27 protein-coding genes are annotated in these 22,964 nt (G+C 71.4%); 14 read left to right on the forward strand and 13 right to left on the reverse strand.

The genetic code is table 11. From position 1 onward, the window contains the following. Positions 1-421: 421 nt before the first annotated feature. Positions 422-1,216, reverse strand: coding sequence for an SDR family oxidoreductase (locus tag RH864_RS18505; protein WP_310519055.1), 795 nt, complete (start codon positions 1,214-1,216; stop codon positions 422-424). A gap of 77 nt (positions 1,217-1,293) precedes the next feature. Here RH864_RS18505 and RH864_RS18510 point away from each other — a divergent pair, with 77 nt between their 5' ends. Continuing rightward, entirely contained in the window at positions 1,294-2,175 is an 882-nt protein-coding gene (locus RH864_RS18510; RefSeq protein WP_310519056.1) for a sigma-70 family RNA polymerase sigma factor, read from the forward strand. Positions 2,176-2,290: 115 nt separating this feature from the next. On the opposite strand, the gene RH864_RS18515 is transcribed toward RH864_RS18510, so the two are convergent. The 3 genes from RH864_RS18515 to soxR form a co-directional block, all read right to left on the reverse strand. Beyond that, positions 2,291-2,551: a hypothetical protein gene (locus tag RH864_RS18515; RefSeq protein WP_310519057.1), complete on the reverse strand. Its 261-nt coding sequence runs from the start codon at positions 2,549-2,551 to the stop codon at positions 2,291-2,293. A gap of 650 nt (positions 2,552-3,201) precedes the next feature. Beyond that, complete coding sequence (locus RH864_RS18520) at positions 3,202-3,390, reverse strand: hypothetical protein (RefSeq protein WP_310519058.1); 189 nt, start codon at positions 3,388-3,390, stop codon at positions 3,202-3,204. An 11-nt stretch (positions 3,391-3,401) separates the two neighbouring features. Further along, a complete protein-coding gene (gene soxR, locus RH864_RS18525) occupies positions 3,402-3,896 on the reverse strand; it encodes a redox-sensitive transcriptional activator SoxR (RefSeq protein ID WP_310519087.1) in 495 nt (164 codons plus the stop codon). 226 nt (positions 3,897-4,122) lie between these two features. Between soxR and fdxA the strand changes: the two genes are divergently transcribed. Beyond that, on the forward strand, positions 4,123-4,449 hold the full coding sequence (gene fdxA, locus RH864_RS18530) for a ferredoxin (protein ID WP_310519059.1): 327 nt from the start codon (positions 4,123-4,125) through the stop codon (positions 4,447-4,449). Positions 4,450-4,568: 119 nt separating this feature from the next. Beyond that, complete coding sequence (locus tag RH864_RS18535; protein ID WP_310519088.1) at positions 4,569-5,039, forward strand: flavin reductase family protein; 471 nt, start codon at positions 4,569-4,571, stop codon at positions 5,037-5,039. Between the two features lie 240 nt (positions 5,040-5,279). Here the strand turns inward: RH864_RS18535 and RH864_RS18540 are convergent, their stop codons facing one another. Continuing rightward, the gene (locus tag RH864_RS18540) at positions 5,280-5,954 is read right to left on the reverse strand and encodes a helix-turn-helix domain-containing protein (RefSeq protein WP_310519060.1); all 675 of its coding nucleotides are present in this window, start codon (positions 5,952-5,954) and stop codon (positions 5,280-5,282) included. A gap of 74 nt (positions 5,955-6,028) precedes the next feature. On the opposite strand from RH864_RS18540, the gene RH864_RS18545 reads away from it, so the two are divergent. Then, positions 6,029-6,448: a VOC family protein gene (locus RH864_RS18545; RefSeq protein WP_310519061.1), complete on the forward strand. Its 420-nt coding sequence runs from the start codon at positions 6,029-6,031 to the stop codon at positions 6,446-6,448. 41 nt (positions 6,449-6,489) lie between these two features. Here RH864_RS18545 and RH864_RS18550 read toward each other — a convergent pair whose 3' ends face one another. Next, positions 6,490-6,957, reverse strand: a complete 468-nt coding sequence (locus tag RH864_RS18550) for a uracil-DNA glycosylase family protein (protein WP_310519062.1) — start codon at positions 6,955-6,957, stop codon at positions 6,490-6,492. After that, complete coding sequence (locus RH864_RS18555; RefSeq protein WP_310519063.1) at positions 6,893-8,071, reverse strand: DMT family transporter; 1,179 nt, start codon at positions 8,069-8,071, stop codon at positions 6,893-6,895. The genes RH864_RS18550 and RH864_RS18555 overlap by 65 nt, the downstream gene beginning before the upstream one ends. 56 nt (positions 8,072-8,127) lie before the next feature. Between RH864_RS18555 and RH864_RS18560 the strand changes: the two genes are divergently transcribed. Beyond that, entirely contained in the window at positions 8,128-8,637 is a 510-nt protein-coding gene (locus RH864_RS18560) for a MarR family winged helix-turn-helix transcriptional regulator (RefSeq protein WP_310519064.1), read from the forward strand. A 39-nt stretch (positions 8,638-8,676) separates the two neighbouring features. Here the strand turns inward: RH864_RS18560 and RH864_RS18565 are convergent, their stop codons facing one another. From RH864_RS18565 to RH864_RS18585, 5 genes are all read right to left on the reverse strand, one after another. Then, the gene (locus RH864_RS18565) at positions 8,677-9,075 is read right to left on the reverse strand and encodes a hypothetical protein (protein ID WP_310519065.1); all 399 of its coding nucleotides are present in this window, start codon (positions 9,073-9,075) and stop codon (positions 8,677-8,679) included. A gap of 63 nt (positions 9,076-9,138) precedes the next feature. Next, positions 9,139-10,317: an FUSC family protein gene (locus RH864_RS18570; RefSeq protein WP_310519066.1), complete on the reverse strand. Its 1,179-nt coding sequence runs from the start codon at positions 10,315-10,317 to the stop codon at positions 9,139-9,141. Positions 10,318-10,421: 104 nt separating this feature from the next. Continuing rightward, on the reverse strand, positions 10,422-10,766 hold the full coding sequence (locus tag RH864_RS18575; protein ID WP_310519067.1) for a DUF2200 domain-containing protein: 345 nt from the start codon (positions 10,764-10,766) through the stop codon (positions 10,422-10,424). Between the two features lie 28 nt (positions 10,767-10,794). Next, entirely contained in the window at positions 10,795-10,992 is a 198-nt protein-coding gene (locus RH864_RS18580; protein ID WP_310519068.1) for a hypothetical protein, read from the reverse strand. After that, positions 10,989-11,117 carry a hypothetical protein gene (locus RH864_RS18585; RefSeq protein ID WP_310519069.1) on the reverse strand — a complete coding sequence of 43 codons (129 nt, stop codon included), beginning with the start codon at positions 11,115-11,117 and terminating at the stop codon, positions 10,989-10,991. Before RH864_RS18585 ends, RH864_RS18580 begins: the two co-directional genes overlap by 4 nt. Positions 11,118-11,345: 228 nt before the next feature. On the opposite strand from RH864_RS18585, the gene RH864_RS18590 reads away from it, so the two are divergent. After that, positions 11,346-11,948, forward strand: a complete 603-nt coding sequence (locus RH864_RS18590) for a dihydrofolate reductase family protein (protein WP_310519070.1) — start codon at positions 11,346-11,348, stop codon at positions 11,946-11,948. Positions 11,949-11,990: 42 nt separating this feature from the next. Here the strand turns inward: RH864_RS18590 and RH864_RS18595 are convergent, their stop codons facing one another. Continuing rightward, positions 11,991-13,007, reverse strand: coding sequence for a LacI family DNA-binding transcriptional regulator (locus RH864_RS18595; RefSeq protein WP_310519071.1), 1,017 nt, complete (start codon positions 13,005-13,007; stop codon positions 11,991-11,993). Positions 13,008-13,256: 249 nt separating this feature from the next. On the opposite strand from RH864_RS18595, the gene RH864_RS18600 reads away from it, so the two are divergent. From RH864_RS18600 to RH864_RS18635, 8 genes are all read left to right on the forward strand, one after another. After that, entirely contained in the window at positions 13,257-14,939 is a 1,683-nt protein-coding gene (locus tag RH864_RS18600) for an ABC transporter ATP-binding protein (protein ID WP_310519072.1), read from the forward strand. 71 nt (positions 14,940-15,010) lie between these two features. After that, the gene (locus RH864_RS18605; RefSeq protein ID WP_310519073.1) at positions 15,011-16,567 is read left to right on the forward strand and encodes an ABC transporter substrate-binding protein; all 1,557 of its coding nucleotides are present in this window, start codon (positions 15,011-15,013) and stop codon (positions 16,565-16,567) included. A 64-nt stretch (positions 16,568-16,631) separates the two neighbouring features. Beyond that, positions 16,632-17,558 carry an ABC transporter permease gene (locus RH864_RS18610; RefSeq protein ID WP_310519074.1) on the forward strand — a complete coding sequence of 309 codons (927 nt, stop codon included), beginning with the start codon at positions 16,632-16,634 and terminating at the stop codon, positions 17,556-17,558. Continuing rightward, positions 17,558-18,463, forward strand: coding sequence for an ABC transporter permease (locus RH864_RS18615; protein WP_310519075.1), 906 nt, complete (start codon positions 17,558-17,560; stop codon positions 18,461-18,463). The genes RH864_RS18610 and RH864_RS18615 overlap by 1 nt, the downstream gene beginning before the upstream one ends. Positions 18,464-18,472: 9 nt before the next feature. After that, positions 18,473-19,765 (forward strand): MmgE/PrpD family protein, encoded by a 1,293-nt coding sequence (locus tag RH864_RS18620; RefSeq protein WP_310519076.1) that lies wholly within the window; start codon positions 18,473-18,475, stop codon positions 19,763-19,765. A gap of 8 nt (positions 19,766-19,773) precedes the next feature. Next, entirely contained in the window at positions 19,774-21,135 is a 1,362-nt protein-coding gene (locus RH864_RS18625) for an amidohydrolase family protein (RefSeq protein WP_310519077.1), read from the forward strand. A gap of 62 nt (positions 21,136-21,197) precedes the next feature. Beyond that, positions 21,198-22,370: an NAD(P)/FAD-dependent oxidoreductase gene (locus RH864_RS18630; RefSeq protein ID WP_310519078.1), complete on the forward strand. Its 1,173-nt coding sequence runs from the start codon at positions 21,198-21,200 to the stop codon at positions 22,368-22,370. A 75-nt stretch (positions 22,371-22,445) separates the two neighbouring features. Then, complete coding sequence (locus RH864_RS18635; protein ID WP_310519079.1) at positions 22,446-22,895, forward strand: hypothetical protein; 450 nt, start codon at positions 22,446-22,448, stop codon at positions 22,893-22,895. Positions 22,896-22,964 lie beyond the last annotated feature (69 nt).

Below are 22,964 nucleotides of genomic sequence, written 5' to 3' on the forward strand. Positions count from 1 at the left end.
TCGATGGACGAGTTCCTCATGTCCAGTAGTATCCACGCACCCACCGACATCGCTCGTGCAAGCTCGCTGCCGTGCACTCGCAGCTCACGACCTCGCGGCGCGACCACCCGCCCGATCGGCGATGTCACGCGCGAACCGACGGTCGCGCTTTTCACAGCCACGAGACCGACCCGTCCGGGACATGGGCACCCTCTCAACGCGAGGAGCCCAGCGGATTCCCCGCCGCGTCCCTCCTCGGTGCCCGCCCGTTCGCCCGCGTGGCGGGCCCGACCCTGGTCCCCCGCCCTGGCCCGGCCTCGGCGGATTCCCCTCCCCCAGATCGCCCGGCTCCGGTCCAGGGGGTCCGGCTCCGATCCAGGCCGTCTGTCGGCATAGCGGGCCTCGCCCCCCGCCCCGACAGCCCGGCCCGGCGTGCTCCTGCCTACGCCGGCACACTCGCGCCCGCGCCCGCATCCGCGGCGAGCCCGGCCGCGAAGTCGGCCCAGGTCCGCTGGCAGCGCAGCGCCGGGCCGTGCGCGAGGTTCGCGCCGGTACGGTAGGCGCGTCCGACCGCACCGGGGATCCGGATCGGCAGCGCGGGCCGCCGCGCGCGGCCGAACGCGCCGGCGTATCGTTCGGCGAGCTGCCGGACGTCGAGCACCTCGGGGCCTGCGAGGTCTGCGGCGCGGCCCGCCGGTGTGCCGAGTGCGAGCTCGGCGAGCCGGGCGGCGACCTCGTCGACGTGCACGGGCTCGAAGCGCAACCCGCCGGGCACGGGCAGTACCGGGAGCCTGGTCATCCCTCGGACGACGGGAAGCACGAACTCGTGCAGCTGCGCGACGCGCAGGATGGTCCACGGCACGTCCGACCCCGCGATGACACGCTCGGCCTCGGCCTTCGCGCGGAAGTACCCGATCGGCATCGCGTCGGCGCCGATCACCGAGATCAGCACGAGGTGGCTGACCCGCGCACGACTCGCGGCCGCGACCACGCGCCGCGCGGCGACGTCGTCGCCCTTCGCGCCGCCCGCGAGATGCAGCACGGTCGTGACACCCGCGAACGCAGCCTCCAGGCCCGCCCCGGATACCGTATCCCCGGCGACCTGTTCGACGCCCGGCGTTGCGGCGCGGGGATGCCGCGACAGCACGCGCACCTCGCGGCCGGCGTCCCGCAGGAGCGGCACCGTGCGGCGGCCGATCGTTCCGGTGCCACCCGTCACGAGCAATGATGCAGTCATGGTCTCGAACCTTTCGTGTCACATTCGAGGGGGTTCCCTCGTCTGCACCATGACGATCGAGACCGAGGAGATGTGACATGACGGACCGGCGAATGCTCGCACGTCGATTCGAGACCGAGCGGCCGAGGCTCCGCGCCATCGCGACCAAGCTGCTCGGCTCGCCCGCCGACGCCGATGACGCGGTCCAGGCGACCTGGCTGCGGCTCGAGCAGGCCGATGTCGACGGCATCGACAATCTGCAGGCCTGGCTGACCACGGTCGTGTCGCGCGTGAGCCTCGACGAGCTCCGTGCCCCGCGGCGCACGCGCGAGCGTTCATGGCAGGTGGAGCCCTGGCGTGACGAACCGGTCGCGACGACCGCCGACCCCGCGGAGCTCGTCGACCAGGGCGACCGCGTGAGCGTCGCCCTCCTCGTCGTCCTGGAGCTGCTCAGTCCCGCCGAGCGCATCGCGTTCGTGCTGCATGACGTCTTCGGGCAGCCGTTCGAGGAGATCGCGACGGTGCTCGAGCGGTCGCCCGCCGCGGCGCGGCAGCTCGCCTCCCGAGCCCGTCGCCGCGTCCGCGGCGCCGAGCCACCCGCGCGGCCGCGGCCCGAACAGGGTCGCCGGATCGTCACCGCGTGGCTCGCGGCGGCCGAGGGCGGCGACCTCAGCGCCCTGCTCTCGCTCCTGGACGACGGCGCGGTCCTGCACGCCGACTCCGGCGCCACGACCCAGGTCGTCGAGGGATCCCGGGCGATCGCCGAGCAGGCCGTCCTCTCCGGCCGGCTCGCCGCGCACTCGACGCCTATCCTCATCGGCGGTCGGCCTGGGGTCGCGGCGGTCATCCACGGCCGCGTCGTCTCGATCATGGCCTTCACCATCGACGACGACCGGATCACGCAGCTCGACGTGCTCGCCGACCCCGAACGACTCGCGGCGCTCGGCGTCGCGCGCGTCGTCGCGGGATCCGGCGCCTGACGTCGGCTGCGCCGCTGCACCGCTGCGCCGCTGTGCGACTGCGTCGCTGTGCGGTTGCGACGTCGCCGCCGCGATGCGCCCACTCCGCCACATCGGCACCGCACCGCGCACCCGATCACGCGGAGAAGTCGGGATACCCCTGAAACGGATCCGGCCCGTGCGCGCGCACGAAACGGGCGTGCACCTGCCCGCACGCCGCGCGCAGATTGGTGAAGTAGCCGATCAGCTCGCCGCCGGCGTCGTCGGCGCGATAGCCAACCTCTGCACCGTGCCGCAGGATGCGCACGACGCCGTAGCAGCGCCCGTACTGGTCGCGCAGCTCCCAGCGGCCCGCGGAGGGTTCCTCCGCCGCCAGTATCGGATGCCACGCGACCACGACTCGAACATACGTTCGAATACGACGACACGCCAAACACCCGCGGACGAAGGGCACATTCCGGCCCACGCCCGACGCGCACGCTCGATGACCAGCAGGGCACGTTCCGGCCCGCCCCGGCTCGCGCCGGGTGACCAGCAGGGCACGTTCCGGCCCGCCCCGGCTCGCGCCGGGTGACCAGCAGGGCACGTTCCCGCCCGCACCCGGCTCGCGCCGGGTGACCAGCAGGGCACGGCCCGGCCCGCGCCCGACTCGCACGCGGGCCGACCTGAACGGCGCCGTCCTCCAGCGGCACTGACCCGGCTGCATGGCGGCGCGAGCGCTCATCACGATCGGCTGCCTGCGCGGCGACGCGAGACTGGTGCTGACGTGGCGCCCGTCGATCCGGCGAAACGCGCGCGGATCCGCTGAGCCCGCCTCTTCGCGCGCGACCCGCACGCTCGATGACCAGCACGGCCCGGTCCGACCCGCGCCCGACCCGCGCGCTCGATGACCAGCACGGCGTGCCGCCCTCCAATGGCACGGTCTCGGCTCCATAGCGGCGCGGACGCCCAGTACGATCGGCTGACCGCAACGCGGGACTGGCGCTGACGTAGCGCCCGCCGATCCGGCGAAACGCGCGGATCCGCTGAGCCCGCCTCTTTCTCGCCCTACTCGTCCGCGCCCGACTCTTCGCGGTCCGGCTCGCCGGGCCTGACCGCCGCCGTCTCGGCGACGTCGATGCGTCTCACGCCGTCACCCCGTTCGGTGACCTCGATGCGCGGGGCCGCGTCCGCCTCGTCGGCCTTCGGTGCGGTCGTGAGCTGCTCGCGACGCTCGTCGGGATCCACTGCTGCCATACGAAGCGACCCTACCCCTCGGCGGGCTCGAGCCTGCGCGGCCCCGAGCCGGCGTCGCCGAGCGCGTCGCCCGGATTGAGCAGCGCACAGGCTTTCATCGAGAGGCATCCGCAGCCGATGCATCCGGTCAGCTCGCGCTCGAGCTTCTCGAGCCCGCGACGACGGTCTTCGAGGCGCCGCTTCCACTGGCGCGACGCGCGTTGCCAGTCTTCATGGCTCGGAGTGCGATCGAGGGGCACGTGGGCGAATGCCTCCTGCACATCGCCGAGCGGTATGCCGAGACGCTTCGCGACCGTCACGAGCGAGACCCGCCGCAGCATGTGCCGCGGATACCGGCGCTGGTTGCCACCCGTGCGCACCGCGGCGATGAGCCCCAGCTCCTCGTAGAAGCGCAGCGCCGATGCGGCGACCCCCGTTCGCCGGCTCATCTCGCCGATCGAGAGCAGCTCGTCGGGCGCGAGCGCCCGCTCGAGCGCGGCCGACGCCTCGAGCCCGTCATCGGCCACGGGCACCTCCGCGACCACGGGCACTTCGGCGGCCGCGAACGCCTCGGCGATCCCACCACGACCGGATGCCTCGCGCGCGACGCGCGCCGCGTCGCGTTCCGAACGGGATCCGACCACGAGGCATCCTCTCGCTTTTGACTTCAAGGGTACTTGAGGTTTTACGGTGGAGTGCCGCGACGGCACGGTGCCGTGAACGCCCCGTGCCCCCGAGAGGAGCCACCCGACCGTGACCTATGTGATCGCACTGCCCTGCGTCGACGTGAAGGACCGCGCGTGCATCGACGAGTGCCCCGTCGACTGCATCTACGAGGGCGAGCGCTCGCTCTACATCCACCCGGACGAGTGCGTCGACTGCGGCGCCTGCGAACCGGTGTGCCCGGTCGAGGCGATCTACTACGAGGACGACGTTCCCGACGAGTGGGCCGACTACTACCGGGCGAACGTGGAGTTCTTCGACGACATCGGATCCCCCGGCGGCGCGGCGAAGACCGGCATGATCCCGAAGGACCACCCGCTGATCGCGGCGCTCCCGCCGCAAGAGGCGCACGCGTGACCGGCGCCGAGCGCGTCGAGAGCCGCGCCGAGCGCGATGCGAGCGGCATCGAGCGCGTCCCGAGCGTCGGCGAGGGCGTCGCACGCAGCGGTGAGCACGATGCGAGCGTCGGCGAGGGCATGCGACGCGCGTTCCGGATGCATCCCGCCGGCGTCGCCCTCATCACGGCCGCCACGGCGACCGGTCCGGTCGGCCTCACGGCCTCGAGTGTCGCGTCGGTCGCCGTCGACCCGCCGGCGCTGTCGTTCTCGGTCACACGCTCGACCGGGACCGCGGGAGCCCTGCTCGCCACGCCGACTTTTGCGGTGCATTTCCTCGGCGAGCAGCACGCGGATCTCGCGCACGCGTTCGCGCGCTCGGGCGAACCTCGGTTCACGCCCGAGCAGGACTGGTCGCGGCTCGCGACGGGCGAGCCCATGATTCCGGATGCCCCGGCGGTACTCCGCTGCCGGGCACTGCATCGACTCCCGGTCGGCAGCTCGACGCTCGTGATCGCCGAGGTGCTCGACGTCACGTTCGGTGCCGCGGCGCCACCCCTGCTCTATCGCGACCACCGTTTCCTGCGCCTCGGCGGCGACGCCGAGCGCTGAGCGCCGAGCGGCGCTCGCCATGCACACGCGCGTCCCGCGCGCCCGCCTCCGTTCGCTGGCGCCTTCCTTGCTCAGGAAGACCCACGCACGCCCGCGGCGTGCCGCCGGGCGACTCGCCGCGCGCGGACGCGAACTTCCTGAGCAGCGGTGGCGACGCCGTTCGTGACGGACGGCGAGCGAACGAGCGAACGAGCCAGCGAGCGCGACGGGTCCGGTGCCGAGCGGGTGCCGCTGCCGCGCTCACGCGATGGCGGCCTCGAGCAGCCGGTCGAGCGTCCGGTGCGCCGCGGCGCGGGCCGGGGCATCCGCCGGGTGCGCCGCGAGCCGGAGCGCCGCCTCGTTCATGGCGCCCGAGAGCTGGGCGGTGAGGGCGTCGAGCAGGTCCTCGGGGGCGCCCACGCTCGCGAGCGCCTCGCGGAGATGACGCGCGGAGTTCGCCGCGTCGAGCTCACGCCACTCGGTCCAGCCGATGACCGCGGGCGCGTCGACGAGCAGCACACGTGCGACCGGGGCCGCGGTGATCGCATCGAGGAATGCATGACTGCCGGCACGCAGCTCCTCGAAAGCGAGGGACATCGCGGCCAGGCCGCCCGAGGCATCCGCCCTCCCCGAGACATCCGCCCCGCCTGAGAGATCCGACCTCGCCGAGGCATCCGTCGCGCGATGCGCGCCCGCCGCGTCCGCGGCGGCGGCGACCGCGTCTGCGACCTCCGCCTGGAGCCCGGCCGCGACCGCGCGGAAGAGTCCGAGCTTGGTGCCGTAGTGGTGGTAGACCGCGCCGCGCGTCACGCCCGCGGCGGCGGCGACGTCCTCGAGCGAGACCTCGGCGTAGCCGGACGCCCCGAAGAGGTCGGTCGCAGTGGCCAGCACGATCCGGGCGGTCTCGGCGGCGGCAGCGGCGGTGGCGCGTGGCATGCGGGTTCCTTTACGTACAGCGTGTATGTATAGTCGACTCTGTTACATACTCAGTGTACGTAAAGGAGATCGAGATGCACCTCACCGGCTTCTACCCCGTCATCACGTCCGCCGACGTCGCGGCCGCCGCGGCGTTCTACCGCGAGACGCTGGGTTTCGAGACCACCTACGAGAGCGACTGGTACGTGAGTCTTCGGCTGGACCGATTCGAGCTCGCGATCCTCGATGCCGGACACGACACGATACCCGAGGGGTTCCGCAGATCGCCACAGGGCGTGCTCCTGAACGTCGAGGTCGACGACGTCGACGCGGTGCACGCGGCACTCACGGGCCGATTCGCCGATCGCCTGCGGCTCGCCCTGCGCGACGAGGACTTCGGACAACGGCACTTCATCCTCGAGGCGCCCGACGGCGTGCTGCTCGACGTCATCCAGCCGATCCCGCCGAGCGCCGAGTTCGCCGCCGCCTACGCGGACGGCGAAGCGCCGGCCTGACCCTCCCCCCGCGCCCGGCTCGCCGGCCGCGGTCGCTCCGCTCACCCCTCGAACGCCGCAGCGACGAGCCCGGGCAGCTCGGGCACGACCTCGGCCTCGAACCACGGATTGACCGCGTGCCAGCGCGCGTTCAGGCCCGAGGGATGCACGATCGGCACGGTCTCGGGGAGGTACTCGCGCCACGCGCGCACCGTCTCGGTGAGCGTGGCGTGCGCACGGTCGCCGAGATAGTGCCGCTGCGCGTAGCCGCCGACCAGGATCGTCAGGCGCGTCTCGGCGAGTCGCTCGAGGACGAGCGGATGCCACGTCGCCGCGAAGCCGCGCCGCGGCGGCGCATCGCCCGAGCCTGCACGCCCCGGGTAGTAGAAGTCCATCGGCAGGATCGCGAACCGTTCGGGATCGTGGAAGGTCTCGCGCGTGACGCCGAGCCAGCGGACGAGCCGGTCACCGCTCGGGTCGCTCCACGGGGTGTTCGCCTCCTGGGCGCGGCGCCCCGGAGCCTGGCCCACCAGCAGCACCCTCGCGCGCGGCGAGCCCGTGAACAGCGGCTGCCAGCCCTGCGCGGTCATCGCCGAGTTCGCAGGGTCGGCCCCGACCATCGCGCGCAGGTCGGCGAAGTGGTCCTTCGCCGGGTCGGCGGCGAGGTGCGCAGGCTCGGTCGGCATCGTCACGTCCTTCTGGTCGGTCCCGTGCTCGGTCCCGCCGCGGCACGAGGCGGGACCTCCACGGTACGCGGTTCGCCGCCTGTGGCGCTGCGCGCCGCTGTGCCACGAGCAAGCCGGCGAGCACGAGCGCGATGCCCGCGAGCTGCGCGGGCGCCAACGGCTCGGATGCCACGAGGGCACCGAGGAGCACGCCCGTCACGGGATTCAGCAGCCCGATGACGCCGACCGAGCCGGCCGTCAGGTTCGCGAGGCCGCCGAACCAGCAGACGAAGGCCAACGCCGTGGCGATGAGGCTCACGAACGCGAAGCCCGCGAGCTCCGTCGGACCGAGCGGCGGCGGTGCCCCCTCGACCGCGATCGCCACGACCGTGAGCAGCAGACCCCCTGCCACGAGCTGCCACGCCGTCATCGCGACGAGTGGCACGCCGGGCTCGGCCCAGCGCTTCGTGAGCACCGCGCCGAACGACGACAGCACGAGCGCCGACGCGGACGCGGCGACGCCTTCCGGCGGCAACGCGCCGCCCGCGAGGCCGACGATCGCGACGACGCCCGCGATGCCGAGCAGCGCACCCACGAGCATCGGTGCTGCGGGTCGCTCGGCGATCAGCACCCAGGCGCAGCCCGCGAGCACCAGCGGCGCGAGCGCCATGATCGACGAGGCGACCGAGGTCGGCAGCAGCTGGGCCGCGACGTACACCAGGAGGAAGAATGCTCCGACATTGAGCACGCCGAGCACGGTCGAACGCCACCACCAGCTCCCGCGCGGCAGCCGGCGGGCGAGCAGAAGCAGCACCAACCCGGCCGGGAGCGCCCGCAGCGCCGAGCCCCAGAACGGCGCATCCGCAGGCAGCACCTGCCGGGTGACGAAGTAGGTGGCGCCCCACGCCACGGGAGCGATCGCGATGAGCAGGACCCATCGCCACCGTGCCGCCGGCGCGGCCCGGGTCAACTGGGCCATCGTGATCTATCTTCCATGGAAGGCATTCTAGCTTCTGTGGAAGCTATATTGGGCACATGACCGCAGACGCCGACGACCCCGACGACCGCGTCGCCGCGATCCAGGCGCAATGGCGTCGCGAACGGCCCGACCTCGACGTGTCCCCGCTGGGCATCGTCGGGAGGCTCCACCGCCTCGCCGACCGGCTCCGCGACGAGCTCATCGCCGTGTACGGCGAGTACGGGCTCGGGGAGGGCGAGTTCGACGTGCTCGCCACGCTCCGGCGCGCGGGCGCACCGTTCGAGCTCGCGCCGTCCGAGCTCGCGCGGCACACGATGGTCACCACGGGCGCCATGACGAAACGCATCGACCGGCTCGAGGCATCCGGGCTCGTCACCCGGCATCACAGCCAGACCGACGGCCGCGCGCGGGCCGTGCGTCTCACCGACGAGGGCCGGCGGCGCATCGACGACGCGTTCACCGCGCATATCGGGAACGAGCACCGTCTCGTCGGGGACCTCTCCCCCGCCGACCGGCGGACGCTCGAGGACGTGCTCACGCGCTGGCTCGCGCGCTACGACGACTGAGCGACGTTCGCCGTCGCGCCTCCACGATCGACGACGCGGTCAGCGCTCGAGGAGCCGGTTCAGCCACTCGGGCCCGGCGACCGGGACGGACTCGGGCAGGCGGGCGCGGAGCCCGCGGTCCGCGGTGACCACGAGCACGGCCAGGTGATCGGCCACGCGGGCCCGCACGGTGTCGACGATCGCATCGTCGCCGCTGCCGGGTGCGCGCACGACGGTCAGGGTCTCGGGCACCTCGGCCCGGTTCGCCGCGCCCTCGAGCACGACCGTGATGGCGTCGATGGTGACCTCCGCAGGCGCCGCACCATCGGGAAGCCCGGCGCGGGTGCCGATCAGGTCGTGCGCGTTCGCGAGGAGGCGCGTCGTGGCTCCGGCCCGGTCGCGCCACCAGCCGTCCGGCCGCGAGCCGAGGACGTTCGCCACGTCGACGAGAAGTTCCATGACACCACCGTACGAGACCGAGTGCCGCGCCGGCGGCAGTCCTGAACGGTCGGGCAGCGCCGGTCAGTCGCGCCGGGCGCGCGCGAACGGCCGAGCCGCCTCGATGATGCGACGGACGCAGACCACGGCCGTGAGGTCGGCGGCGATGCCCGACACGCGCTCGCCGGGCCGCGCGTCGATCGCCTCCGTCGCCGCGTCCAGCGCGTCCGTGGCCAGCCGCAGCCGCTCCGCGGCATCGTCGGCGCCGGGCGGTGCGGCGACGAGCTCGGCGGTCCGCCGGATCGCGTTCGCGAGCGACGCGCGCGCGGCGGCGTCGAGCGACTCGGATTCGCGGCCCGGTTCGGCTCGGCCGTGGCCCCCGGCGCGCTCGCCGTCGTCGTCGCCCTCGTGGCCGGGTGCCGGCACGAGCGAGACGAGCACGTCGGCGAGGTCGCGGGTGAAGAACACGATGCGTTCGAGCGCGCGCAGCCGGTCGGCGTTCTCCTGCTGGTCCGCGCGTCGCCGGAGGCCGCGCGGGTTGCCACGGCGACTCGCCGCCGCCTCGCGCACCTCGGCGGCGACGGCCGCGACCGTCGTGGAGAGCTCGTCGGTCGCGCGCTCGACCGCCTCGGGGTCGACGGTGTCGTGCTCGACCGCGTCGGCGAGCTCGGCGAGCCGGTCGACGACGGCGTCGCGCAGCGCCGACAGCCGCTCGCTCGCACGCTGCAGGTACAGCGGCGGGAAGACCAGCAGGTTCACCACGACCCCGACGAACACCCCGAACGCCATCGTCACGAGGTACGACGTCGAGAACTCGTCGGCGTTCCGACCTCCGATGAGGAGCACGAAGAGCCCCGCGACGGCGACGAGCTCTCGACCCGATCCGAGCGCGCTGAGCCCGCCGAGCCAGACGCCCACCGCGATGACCGCGGCGACGGCGGTGATGCCGGGTGCGCCGGCCATGACGATCGCGAGGCCGCCGAGGCCGAGCGCGATGCCGATCGCGAGGCCGGCGATGACCTGCAGCCCGGAACGCGCGGAGTCGACGAGGGTCGGATACATGCTGAGCAGCACGCCGAGCGGCGCATAGTACGAGTACTCGGAGTCCGCGAACGGCACGAACGGCGCGAGGTACCACGCGATCGCGGCCGCGGCGGCCGTCTTCAGCGCGAGGACGATCCGCGGCGGGTTCGTCACGTCGGCGCGCCACGCTCGCGCTCGCAGGGCCGCCTTGCGCCGCACCTCAGCCGTCGTCTTGCTCACCCGCGTACCTCCCTCAGCCGGCCGACCGACGTTACCTCGCTCAGCTGGGCGGATCCGCAGTGGCGCTCGGGCTCACGTGTGGAGACGCGTCTTGCGGTGCCGCGTCAGGCGGCGCGCAGCACCTTCGCCATCGGCTTGCCCTTGGCGAGCTCGTCGACGAGCTTGTCGAGGTACCGGATCTTCTGCATGAGCGGATCCTCGATGTCTTGCACGCGCACACCGCACACGACGCCCGTGATCGAGGACGCATTCGGGTTGAGCCGGGCGGCGTCGAAGAACGCCTCGAACGTCGTGCCCGCGTCGAGGTGGTGCCGCAGCTCGGACTCGTCGAAGCCGGTCAGCCACCGGATCACCTCGTCGAGCTCCTCGCGCGTGCGTCCCTTGCGTTCGACCTTGGTCACGTAGTGGACATAGACCGATGCGACGCTCGTCGTGAAGATCCGGTGCACCCTCGAATCGTAGCGCCGGGCGGGCTCCTCAGCGGTCCGTCCGCCCGGGCAGCACGACCTCGCGCAGCGGTTCGCCGCTGTCGATGAGCAGACGTCCGGTGGGCGTGAGCGCGACGGCTCTCGCCGCCGCTCCGGGCGCCCCGCCGATCTCCAGCACCCGCATGCCCGGTCGCAGCGGAAGGGCCTCGACGATCGCGGCCAGCCTCGCAGAGAGCGCGGCAATCACGAGGCATCCCGGCCTGCTGTGCGCCGACCGGGCGTGCGCCGGCCGGACGCCGACCGGCCGGCGCGAGCGACGCGGTCGGCGAGGTGGTCGACGGGGTCTTGCATGGGAACGCGGGTCGTCGTCATCGGCTTCCTCCCGGGTCACGCACCAACCTAGCGAATCGCCGCGTCCTCGATGCTCAGCCGGCGGACACGGGGGCGAGCGTGTACCGCGCCCGCAGCGTGGGCAGGCTTGCAACGAATACCGTGACAGATGGCGCCCGGGTTGCGATACTCGCCCGCAGGGAAGGTCACGCGCCGTGCCGTGCGGCGCCGCGCCGATCGCCCTGCAGCGACTCGAGAGGAACGACGACGATGTCCGAGCTCATGATCGACTTCATCACCTCCCTCGACGGCTACGCTGCCGCCGACGGATGGCCGGGTCTGTGGGGGCTGGAAGGACCCGAATACCTCGCCTTCCTCGAGGACCCGGCGGAACAGGACCATACGACGCTCATGGGCGCGACGACCTACCGGCTCATGTCGGCCATGGCGCAGGCCGGCGGCGACCCCACCGTCCCCGAGGCGAGCGGCGATGAGGCCGGCTTCGACGCGCTGGCGCGGATGCCGAAGGTCGTCTTCTCGGCGACCCTCGAGGAGCCGCTCGCCTGGCCGAACACGCGGCTCGTGCGCGACGACGCGGTCGAGACGGTGCGCCGGATGAAGGCGGACGGCATCCGGATGCGCACGCTCGGAAGCCTCAGTCTCGCCCGGACGCTGCTCACCGCCGGCCTGGTGGACCGGTTCCGGGTCGGGGTCTTCCCGGTGATCAACGGCCGCACCGGCCGCGAGCGCATCTACGACGCCTATCCGGACGTCGCACTCGACCTCGTCGAGAGCCGCGTCTTCGACGGCCGTATCCTGCTGCTCGAGTACGTCCCGACCGTGCTCGAACGCGCGCCCCTCGAGTCGGTCTGACCGAGGTCGTGCGCCCCGGCGTGCGAGCTCGGAACGCGGGGATCAGCTCGCCGTCGAGGCGCGGACGACGATCGACGGCTCGAACCTCAGGCGCTGACTCTCGCCGGGTTCGTCCAGGATGAGCTGCGCTGCGGTCGCCCCCATGCGTACCGTGGGCTGGGTGATCACCGAGAGCGACGGGGACAGGTACTCGGCCCACGCGAAATCGTCCAGGCCGAGGATCGCCACCTCGCCTGGCACGTCCACTCCGGTGGCGACCAGCGCCTCGTAGGCCCGGAACGTCGCGATCCCGGTCGTGGCGAACACCGCGTTCACCGCGCCGTCCGCGAAGCCCGCGCGAATGCGGTCGCGAAGCTCCACACTCGGACGGTCGAGCGACGACAGCTTGAAGATGTGTTCGGGGCCGATCTCCACGCCGGACGCGCCGGCCGCGGCGACGAGGCCCTCGGTCCGATCGCGGACGGTCCCGAGGTCGCGGGCCTGTTGCACGATCAGCACCCGGGTCCGGTCGACGGAGGCGAGGTGCTCCCAGGCGAGCCGGCCAGCCGCGCGATCATCCAGGCGGACGCTGTGCATGCGCGGGTGGTCGATCGTCGGGTTCCGGGTCATGAAGACGCACTCGGTGCCGGCCAGCGCCATCGCATGGAGGATGTCCTCGTTCTCGTTCGCGACGGTCGTCACCACTCCGCGGACGCGGTGGGAGTCCATCAGCGAGAGCAACCGGCGCTCGATCGTCGCATCCCGGTTTCCTGCGGCGAGGTAGGGCAGCGCGCCGGCCTCGTTCGCGACCCTCGACACGCCGTCGATGAGGTCGATGTAGTACGGGTTCCGCATGTCCGCCAGGAGCACACCGATGGTGTTCGAGCGCCCCGCGAAGACCGCCCGCGTGAGCTCGCTCGGCCGGTAGTTGAGCTCGTTCACGGCCGCGGTGACGCGTGAGCGCGTGCTCTCGCTCACCGCCGACCCGCCGGACAGCACCCGCGACACCGTGGCGGTCGACACGCCGGCGAGTTTGGCCACACCGGCGATGGTGGCGCGTCGCGACGGCGTCGACGTCATGTTCGTCCCCTTGATCTCGACCTCGCAAGGCCGGGCGGGCCTCAGTGTCCGTTCTACCTCACGCGAGCGGCTCCGGCCGGTCCGCTCGCGTGTCGGCTCCCCGTCGGGCCCCTGTATCTGAGCAGGGCCCTTGCGGAATGTAACTAGTTACATCATACTCGTCGTCAGCGTTACGACCGAATGCACGTGATCGCCTGACCGATCTCGGCCCGACAGTGAGGACCCCGTGTGGACCCGGTGCACCCCCCGATGACCGACCGCGAAGCATCCGTTGCGCGGCCCCTGCTCGCGGTCCGCGACCTGACCGTCAGCTTCGGCCACGGCCACGCACGGTCCGAGGTCGTCAGGGGCGTGTCCTTCGATGTGCCCGCCGGGAGCACCGTCGGCGTGGTCGGCGAGAGCGGTTCCGGGAAGTCGGTCACCTCCCTCGCCCTCACCCGGCTCTTCCCGAAATCCTCCGAGGTCACCGTCGGCGGGCAGATCTCGTTCCAGGGTCAGAACCTCGCCACCCTTCCCGCTCAGCAGCTGCGGAAGATCCGGGGTGCCGGGATCTCCTACGTGTTCCAGGACCCGCTGAGCTCGCTGAACCCCGTGCGCCGCTGCGGCGAGCAGGTCGCCGAGGCCATCCGCATCCACGAGCCCCATGTGGACGGCCGGAAGGTCGCCGAACGCGTGGCCCTGCTGTTCGAGCGGCTCGGCCTTCCGCGCGCTCGCGAGGTGGCGCGGCAGTATCCGCACGAGCTGTCGGGCGGCATGCGACAGCGCGTGATGATCGCCATGGCGCTCGCCTGCCGTCCCGCGCTGCTCGTCGCCGACGAACCGACCACGGCCTTGGACGTCGTCGTGCAGAAGCAGATCGTGACGCTGCTGCGCGAGGTCGTCGAGGAGTTCGGCACCTCCATCCTGTTCATCAGCCACGACCTCGCGCTCGTGTCGAGCATCGCCGACCACGTCGTCGTCATGCACGACGGCGAGATCGTCGAACAGGGACCGACCGCCGAGGTGTCGATGCGACCTCGCGAGGCCTACACGCGAAAGCTGTGGCGCGCGACGCCGACGCTCGACGGCCCGGTCCGTCCGTCGCTCGAGACCCGCGCGCACGGGAATCGATCCTTGGGCAATCTGCTCGAGGTCGAGTCGGTGAGCCACTCGTTCAGCTCGTCCCGCCGAGGGCACACCGGCCCACTCGCGCTGGACGACGTGAGCATCACCGCACGGGCCGGCGAGACGGTCTGTGTGGTGGGTGAGTCCGGCAGCGGCAAGTCGACGCTCGCGCGAACGGTCGTGGGCCTCATCTCGCCGGACCACGGGCAGATCGTCTTCAACGGGCAGCAGCTGCTCGGCGGCTCGCGGAAGGCCTGGCGCGGGGTGCGCCAGGACATCCAGATGGTCTTCCAAGACCCCTACGCGTCGCTGAACCCGCGAATGCGCGTCGCCGATCTCGTGGCCGAGGGCCTGCTCATCGGCAAGCGGATCAGATCGAAGTCCGAGGCCCGGAACCGTTCCATCGAGCTGCTGGAGATGGTCGGACTGCAGGCCCGGCACGCCGACCGGTATCCGCACCAGTTCTCCGGTGGCCAGCGGCAGCGCATCGCCATCGCGCGGGCGCTCGCCCTGCGGCCGAAGCTGCTCGTCTGCGACGAGCCGGTCACCTCGCTGGATGTCTCGGTGCGCGCGCAGATCGTGAAGCTGCTGATCGACCTCCAGGACCAGGAGGGGCTCACCTATCTCTTCATCACGCACGACATCGCGCTGGCACGTCAGATCGGCGACCGCGCCGTCGTGATGCACCGCGGGAAGGTCGTCGAGTCAGGCGCCACGGCGACGGTCATCGACCATCCGACCGACGACTACACCCGCGCCCTGCGGGCCGCGGTTCCCGACCTCCCCACACCCGGACCGGAGCACCCGGCCGACGCGCTGGCGCGGTGACGACCACAAGCCCGCCCGCGCCGTGCACCCACCCATTCCGAACAGCAACGAACAGCAAGAGGAGCACCGAGTTGAAGACACCAACCAGATGGCTCGCCGCCGCGAGCATCGCCGCACTCGCCCTCGGCACCGCAGCGTGCTCGGGCGGCCAGCCCGATGCCGGCACCTCCGACGCGACCTCGTGCGGGTCGGGAGCGCCGATCACGGTCAACCTGGCCTGGCCCACGCAGCCGACGACACTCGACCCCAACTACGAGACGCTCGTGATGTTCGCCCAGATCAGCCGGAACATGTTCGACGGGTTGTTCAAGCTCGACGACGGCATGCAGGTCCAGCCGAACCTCGCCGAAGGGTACGAGCAGGTCGACGACCTCACGTACGACATCACCCTGCGGGACGACGTGACGTTCCACGACGGATCGCCGTTCACCGCGGCCGACGTGATCGCCACGTTCGACCGCATCTCCAACGATGAGGACCTCGCGTCGAAGCAACGAAGCTACGTCGCCAACGTCGCATCGGTCGAGGAGCTCGACGAGCACGCCGTGCGCTTCACCCTGACCCAGCCCGACGCGTCGTTCATCAAGGTGCTCGCGACCCTCATCTACATCACCCCGGGCGCCGTCATCGCCGAGGGCGGCGCGACCGAGTTCGGCCGGAACCCCGTCGGCACCGGGCCGTTCAAGCTCGAGTCCTGGAACGAGGGCGACAGTGTCGTCCTCGCCGCCAACTGCGACTACTACGGGGATGAGCCCATCCCGAGCGGGGTCGAGTTCCGGTTCATCTCGGAACCAGCCACGCAGATCAGCTCGTTGCAGAGTGGCGAGATCGACATCGCCACGGCCGTGACCTCCGATCTCGCCGCGTCGCTCGAGTCGAGCGCCGACGTGGAAGTGCGCTCGATCGAGGGGAATCAGACGAACTGGATCTCGATGAACACGAAGGAGGGCCCGTTCGCCGACGAGCGGGTCCGGCAGGCGATGAACTACGCGGTCGACAAGGACGCGATCACCGACCAGCTCCTCGGCGGCTACGGTACCGCGGCCGGGCAACTCTATGCGTCGAGCGTCTTCGGATTCAGCCCCGGCGTCGAGGCGTACCCGTACGACCCCGATCGGGCCGCGGAGCTGCTCGCGGAGGCCGGGTACGGCCCGGGCGAGGTGCAGGTCGAGTTCGTCAACTTCCGGGAAGAGCTGAACCCCGTCTGGCAGGCGGTCGCGGCGAACCTCGGTGACGCCGGCTTCGATGTGTCGACGACCTTCGACCCGAATTACTTCGCCGATGTGTGGCAGGCCGGAAATCAGGCGCCGCACCAGATCGCGATCCGCGCGAACAACAACCTGACCATGGACGCGGACTTCGCCCTCGGCCTCGAGCTCGACGGCGAACGGCGTGGTCTCTACTTCAGCACGCCCGAGACCGACGCGGCGATCGCGGCCGCGCGCGGGGAATCCGATCCGACGGAGCGGCAGGCCCTGTACGACGCCCTCAACGCGGAACTCAACGAGACCGCGCCGGTGCTGTTCCTGTACAGCACCGACCTGATCTACGGGGCGAGCGACCGCATCGACTGGCAGCCGCGCGCGGACGGCGCCATCTACCTCGCCGACGTCACGAAGACGCCGTAACCCTCGTCCCGTGGCCGCGGTGACCTCGCCCGCGGCCACGGGACCACGACCGAACGAAAGGACGATGGTGGCACGTCGCCTGCTCAACCGACTCCTGTACAGCATCCTCGTGATCCTCGGCATCTCAGCCATCACCTTCCTGCTGGTGTATCTCGCGGGCGACCCGGCCGTCCTCATCGCCGGTGAGGACGCGAGCCCCGCCGAGGTCGAGGCGGTGCGCGAGGCCAACGGGTACAACCGGCCGATCTTCGTGCAGTACTTCGACTGGCTCTGGCACGCCGTCCAGGGCGACCTGGGCACGTCGTACCGCAGCGGTCGTCCCGCGCTCGAGCTGATCCTCGGCGCACTCCCCCGGACTCTGCTGCTGATCGCCACCGCGCTGATCCTGGCCTCGGTCATCGGCATCGTGATCGGCGTCGCGGCGGCCGTGTTCCGTGGCAGCGAGTTCGACCGGTTCGTCATCGCGGGCTCGGTGTTCGTCCAGTCGTTGCCGACGTTCTGGCTCGGCATCGTGCTGATCCTCGTCTTCAGCGCGACCCTGCGCCTCCTGCCGACCTCCGGGTTCCGGGGACCCGAGTACCTGATCCTGCCTGCCGTCGCCCTCGCCGTGTTCCAGGTCGGGACGTTCTCGAGGATCGTCCGGTCGTCCATGATCGAGGTCCTCGACTCCGACTTCGTGCGCACCGCGCGCGCCAAGGGCGCGTCGTCGCGGTCGGTCGTCTTCGGTCACGCGCTGCGCAACGCCGCGCTCCCGATCATCACGGTCATCGGGCTCGAGCTCGGCGGGCTCTTCGGGGGTGCGATTGTCACCGAGACCGTCTTCGGATGGCCCGGGATCAGCGCTCTCGCACTCTCCGCGATCCAGTCCCGTGACCTGGCGGTCGTGCAGGCGTTCGTGCTCGTCGTCGGCGTGCTGGTCGTGATCACCAACCTCGTGATCGACGTCGTCTACGCCCGACTCGATCCCCGAACCCGAGTGGGAGCACACTGATGTCGAACCTGCCGATGCTCGAATCCCCCGCCGAGCCGCCCACCGCCGCGCTTCCCGTCGGGAAGCGGCGCATCAGCTGGCGGCTCATCGTCCCAGCCGTGCTGCTCGCCCTCATCGTGACCGCGGCCGTCTTCGCTCCCCTGATCGCTCCCTACGCGCCGAACGCGCAGAACCTGTCGGCTCGACTGCTGCCGCCGTTCTGGCAGTCGGGCGGCACGGTCGCGCACCTCCTCGGAACGGACGACCTCGGGCGAGACATCCTGACCCGCATTCTCTACGGGGCGCAGGTGTCGCTGAGCGTCGGCGCCATCGCCGTGGTCTGCCGGCTGGTCGTCGGTGTGCTGATCGGACTCGTGGCGGGTTACTACGCGGGGCCGATCCGGACGTTCTTCATGCGGCTCGGCGACGTGCAGCTCGCACTGCCGTCGCTCGTGCTCGCGATCGGCATCATCGCCGCACTCGGCCCGAGCCTCGCGAACGTGATCCTCGTGCTCGCCATCGCCGGCTGGGTGCTCTACGCGCGCCTGGTCGTCAGCGAGGTCATGGTGGTCCGGCAGCAGGAGTACGTGGCGAGCGCGCGACTGCTCGGCGCCTCCCACCTCCGCATCATGCTGCGCCACGTGCTGCCGAACATCATGCCGACGGTCATCGTGTTCGCGAGCCTCGACTTCGGCATGATGATGCTCACCGAAGGCTCCCTGTCGTTCCTCGGCCTCGGCGTCCAGCCGCCGCAACCGTCGTGGGGCGGGATGGCGGCCGAAGGACGCGCGCTCATCGGCACCGCGTGGTGGATCGCGACGCTGCCCGGCGCGGCACTGGTCATCACGGTCGCCCTCGTCAACATCCTGGGCGAGCAGCTGCGCGACCGGCTCGACCCGCGCCTCGACACCACCCGAACGCACTGAGTCCGCATCGTGCGCACCCGAACCCTCGACCGAGGAGACATCATCAGCACTCCCAGCCCCGCGCTCGACGCCGTCCTGGGGTCCGTCACGCGCTATCGGGACGGCGCGTGGGCCGACGAGGAACGCCGCCGCACGGTGCTCTGCCTGCTCGACAGTCTCGCCTGCTTCTCGGTGGGTCAGCAGCTGCGGCACTTCCAGCCCCACGCCGCCGTCGCCCGCGCCGTGTTCGGGTCGACGGACGCGGGGCCGTCAGCCCTGCGCACCGCATACCTGTACGGGCAGGCCGCGAACGCGCTCGACTTCGACGACACGCTCATCGGTCATCCCGGCGCGCCGATCGTCGGCGCGGTCCTCGCCGTCGCCGCGCGCGACCGCCTCACGACCGACGACATCCTGCGCGGCATCGCCGCCGGATATCAGGCACACTGGCTGCTCGCCGCGGCGGGCCGGCCCACGCCCGAGCGTGCCGCGCAGGTTCGATCGGTCGGGGTCTGGGACACGGTCGCGGCGAGCCTGGCCATCGGCGTCGCGCTCGGCATGGATGACCGTGAGCTCACGAGGGTCGTCGGCGTCGCCGGGGCGCACTCGCTCCTCCCGTACACCGGCAAGTGGTACGAGCGCCCGGTACCCGGCGTGAAGAACAACCTCGGGTGGGCGGCGGCGGGAGCCGTGCTGGCCACCGAGCTCGCCGTCGCGGGACAGACCGGCATCACGCGGCCGCTCGAGGGTGACACCGGCATGTGGGGCATGGCCGGATCGGACCGCTGGCGCCTCGACCCCGCGTTCTTCGCCACGCCGGCCGTCATGCGCGTCGGCTTCAAACGGTATCCCGCGTGCTGGCATCTCCAGCAGTTCCTCACGACGATGTCACGGGTGCTCCGGGCGCTGCCGCACGACGCGACCATCGAATCGGTCGTCGTCCGCGGCCCGCGCGAGGTCGAGAAGTTCTGCGATGCCGGCGTCGCGATCTCGGCCGACGTCGCGTTCAGTCTGCCCGCGTGTCTCAGCCTGCTCATCTCCGGCGTGGAGCCGGGCCCCGCCTGGGATGCGTTCGACGAACGCTCGCCCGAGCTCGTTCACCGCGGCAAGGTCCGCTACGAGCGCTCGGCCGTCGCCGGGCTCGAAGTGCGCGCCGGCGGGCGCACGCTCGATGCTCCCGTCGAGACGAGCGACCCGCTGAATCCCGCCAAGTGGGGCCTCAGCGAATCGGAGGTGGTCGGCAAACACCACCGCTTCGCCCAGCCGTATCTGCCCGCCGAGGCGCTGCTCGCGGGTGACGCCGCAGCGCCGTCCTTCAGTTAGGAGATCACTTGCTCGTCCTGAACAATGCCGAGATCGTCACCGGCGACGGCCGCAGAAAGCCGTTCCGCGGGTCCATCGCGATCGAGAACGGACTCATCGCCGCGGTCTCCCCCCACGACCTCAGGGGTGGGACCGCAGACACCGTCATCGACCTCGACGGCCGCCTCGCCGTTCCCGGGGCGATCGACCCGCACGCGCACGCCACCGCACCGGGCCCGCGCTTCGCGAGCGGCACGCCCGGCGTCTCGCTCGTCGAGTCGCTCGGGAACCTGCGGCGGCACCTCGTGCAGGGGCACACCACGGTCGTCGACCTCGACGGCTTCAAGTCGCCGGCCGACCATGCCTCGGCCCGCGGGATGCAGCCCGTCAAGGTGGAGATGGCCACGGTGCACTTCGATCCGATGTTCGCCGCTGCGGACGCGTGCGACGGGTCCGGTCTCAGCGACCTCCACCGCGAACTGACCGCGCAGGACATGAACGATCACGGCGCGGTCGTGCTCGGCGAGGTCGGAGCCGGGATGACCCTCGGCGGCGGCGGGCAGGACTACATCTACATCCCTGCGGCGATCGAAGCGGCCACCGGCATCCCGATCGTCCAGGCGCAGGCCCAGCAGCTGAAGTACGCCGCGCTCGGGCGGCACATCCGCAGCGGCGCGCCCGACCGTGCCCGGCTGCAGCAGCTCATCGCCGAGTACGGTCTCGGGCGGCTCGACGTCGACGACCTGGTCGCGATCATCGAGCAGTCGGTGCTGCCCTCGATCGAGCTCGCGCTGGACGGCCTCCTGCGGTCGGCCTTGCTCGCCGTCGAACTGCAGCTGCCGACGCTCGTGCACAACTCCGCGCCATCGGACGACGTGGCTCGTCACGCCGCGGAGATCGCGGGCGAGCTCTTCATCGGCGGCCACACCAATCACCCCACCTTCAGCACCGAGGAAGCGCTCGCGAACGCGAGATGGATCCGCGACCACGGCGGGCACGTCGAGGTCGACACGTTCGACCTGTGGACCGGCGGCACCGGGACCAGCCGGAGCGGCATGCACGAGTGCCTCATCGCCCTGGCACAGGCAGAACTGATCGACCTCATCGCCACCGACTACGCGGCCGGGCACTGGGACGGCATGTGGGAGATGGTTGCGGCGTTCGTGCAGGCGGGGCTCGCGCCCATCGAACGCGCCGTCGCGATGGCGACGGGCAACGTCGCACGCGCGATCCCGAGGATCGGCGCGAGCCGCGGCGTCCTCAAGCCCGGACTCGCCGCCGACATCGTGGTGACCTCGAGCCGCACCCTCGCCGACGTGGAGCTCGTGTTCGTCGACGGCGAGCTGGTGTACTCGGCCGCGCGCCGTCCCATCTCGATCCCCGTCGCATGACGTCGTCGGAACACCGACGCGTGAAGACGTCCGTCTCGAACGGACAGAAGAAGGAGACATCCATGAAGGCCATCGTCATCGGCGCCGGCGTGCTCGGTGCGTCAACCGCCTACCAGCTCGCCAAGCGGGGGGTCGACGTCACCATCCTCGAACGCGGCGTGCCGGGTGACGCGGCCAGTGCCGCGAGCTTCGCCTGGCTGAACTCCAACAACAAGGAGCTCCGCCCGTACCACGACCTCAATGTGATGTCGATCGCCGAGTGGAGCGCCGTCGCCCGTGAACTGGGCGATGCGCGCTGGCTGCACCAGGACGGCAACGTGCACGTCGCCGCGACGGCGGAGGATGCGGAGAAGCTCGACGCGAAGGCCGAACGGCTGCACTCCTACGGGTATGCGGCGATCCCGATGGCGCCCGCCGAGCTCACGCGGCTCGACTCCGCGATCCGGGTGCGTGACGAGTACGAGCTCGCCGTGTTCTTCCCGCTCGAGGGGCACATCAGCGTCCCCCTGCTCATCCACGACCTCCTGGGCGCGGCGAAGCGCCTCGGCGCCACGGTCGCCGGCGGAACGGAGGTCGTGGACCTCATCACCGACGGCAGCAAGGTCAGGGGGGTCGTCCTCGGCAACGGCGATCGCCTGGAGAGCGACGTCGTCGTCCTCGCCGCCGGTGCCGGCATCGGCGCGCTCATGGCCTCGCAGGGCGTCGATGTGCGCACCGAGGGCAGTCCGGGCGTCACCGTGACGACCTCGCCGGGCACGTCCAACCTCACGACGATGCTGCACCTCCCGGGCCTCAGCATCCGGCCCGACCACGGCGGTCGGCTCGTCATCCGCAACGCACGGGCCGACCAGCAGATCGATCCGGACGGCTGGACCCTGCCCGACGCCGCGGTCGCCGAGCTGATCGACCAGACCGCCGCTGGCCTCACCGACGTGGATCCGACCGCCGTTCGCGGAGAGCGCGTGCAGATCGCGGCACGACCGTACCCGTTCGACGGGCTCCCGGTCGTCGGCCACTGGGACGGCCTCCCGGGCCTCTACGTGATGACCATGCACAGCGGCGTCACGATGGGGGCGATCATGAGCCGCCTCGCCGCCGAAGAGCTCACGACCGACACGCCGACGCCACTCCTCGACGGGTTCCGGCCCGCGCGCGTGATCGCAGCGGCCGAGCAGGATGTCGCCTACTTCGATCCCTACGCGATCGAGGGCGAGAAGGATGTCTCGCGCACGTGAGTCCCGGTGGCGGATGCCTCGCCCCCTCCTTGTTCGATCCGCGTCGGCCTGGAGGTCTCCCGATACCATCCGCTGATGGGGTTCTCGCCGATCGGACTGGTCGTGAGCCTCGCCGTGCTGACGCCGAACCTCCTGCTGCTGCGCTATCCCCCGCGCGACGGCCTTCCCGATGTGGTGGTGCCGTGGCCGTTCGGCTGGCTCGAGCGGGCCGGCCAGGCGCTCTGCCTGGTCGTGCCCGCGGTCACCTCGCCGGGTGGGGTCGAGTGGGCCTGGTCGCTTCCCACGATCGGATGCCTCGCCGCATACCTCGCACTCTGGGTTCGCTACCTCGTGCGGGGCCGTCACGCGCACCTGCTCTTTCGCGGTCCGTGGGGCCTGCCGATCCCGATGGCGATCCTGCCGGTGCTCGTCTTCCTCGGCCTGTCGGCCTGGCTGACGAACCCATGGATCGCCGCCTCAGCGGTCGTGCTCGCAGCCGGCCATCTGCCGACCTCGTGGCTCACGCGGGGCGCGCTCTCAGCCTGACGCGGTGCCACCGCACGCGAGCGGTCATGGCCGTGCGCCGGCACAGTTACGAATGAGCTGCGCCGCCTG

This window comes from Agromyces aerolatus (genome assembly GCF_031432255.1).
In the GTDB taxonomy this organism is placed as follows: domain Bacteria; phylum Actinomycetota; class Actinomycetes; order Actinomycetales; family Microbacteriaceae; genus Agromyces.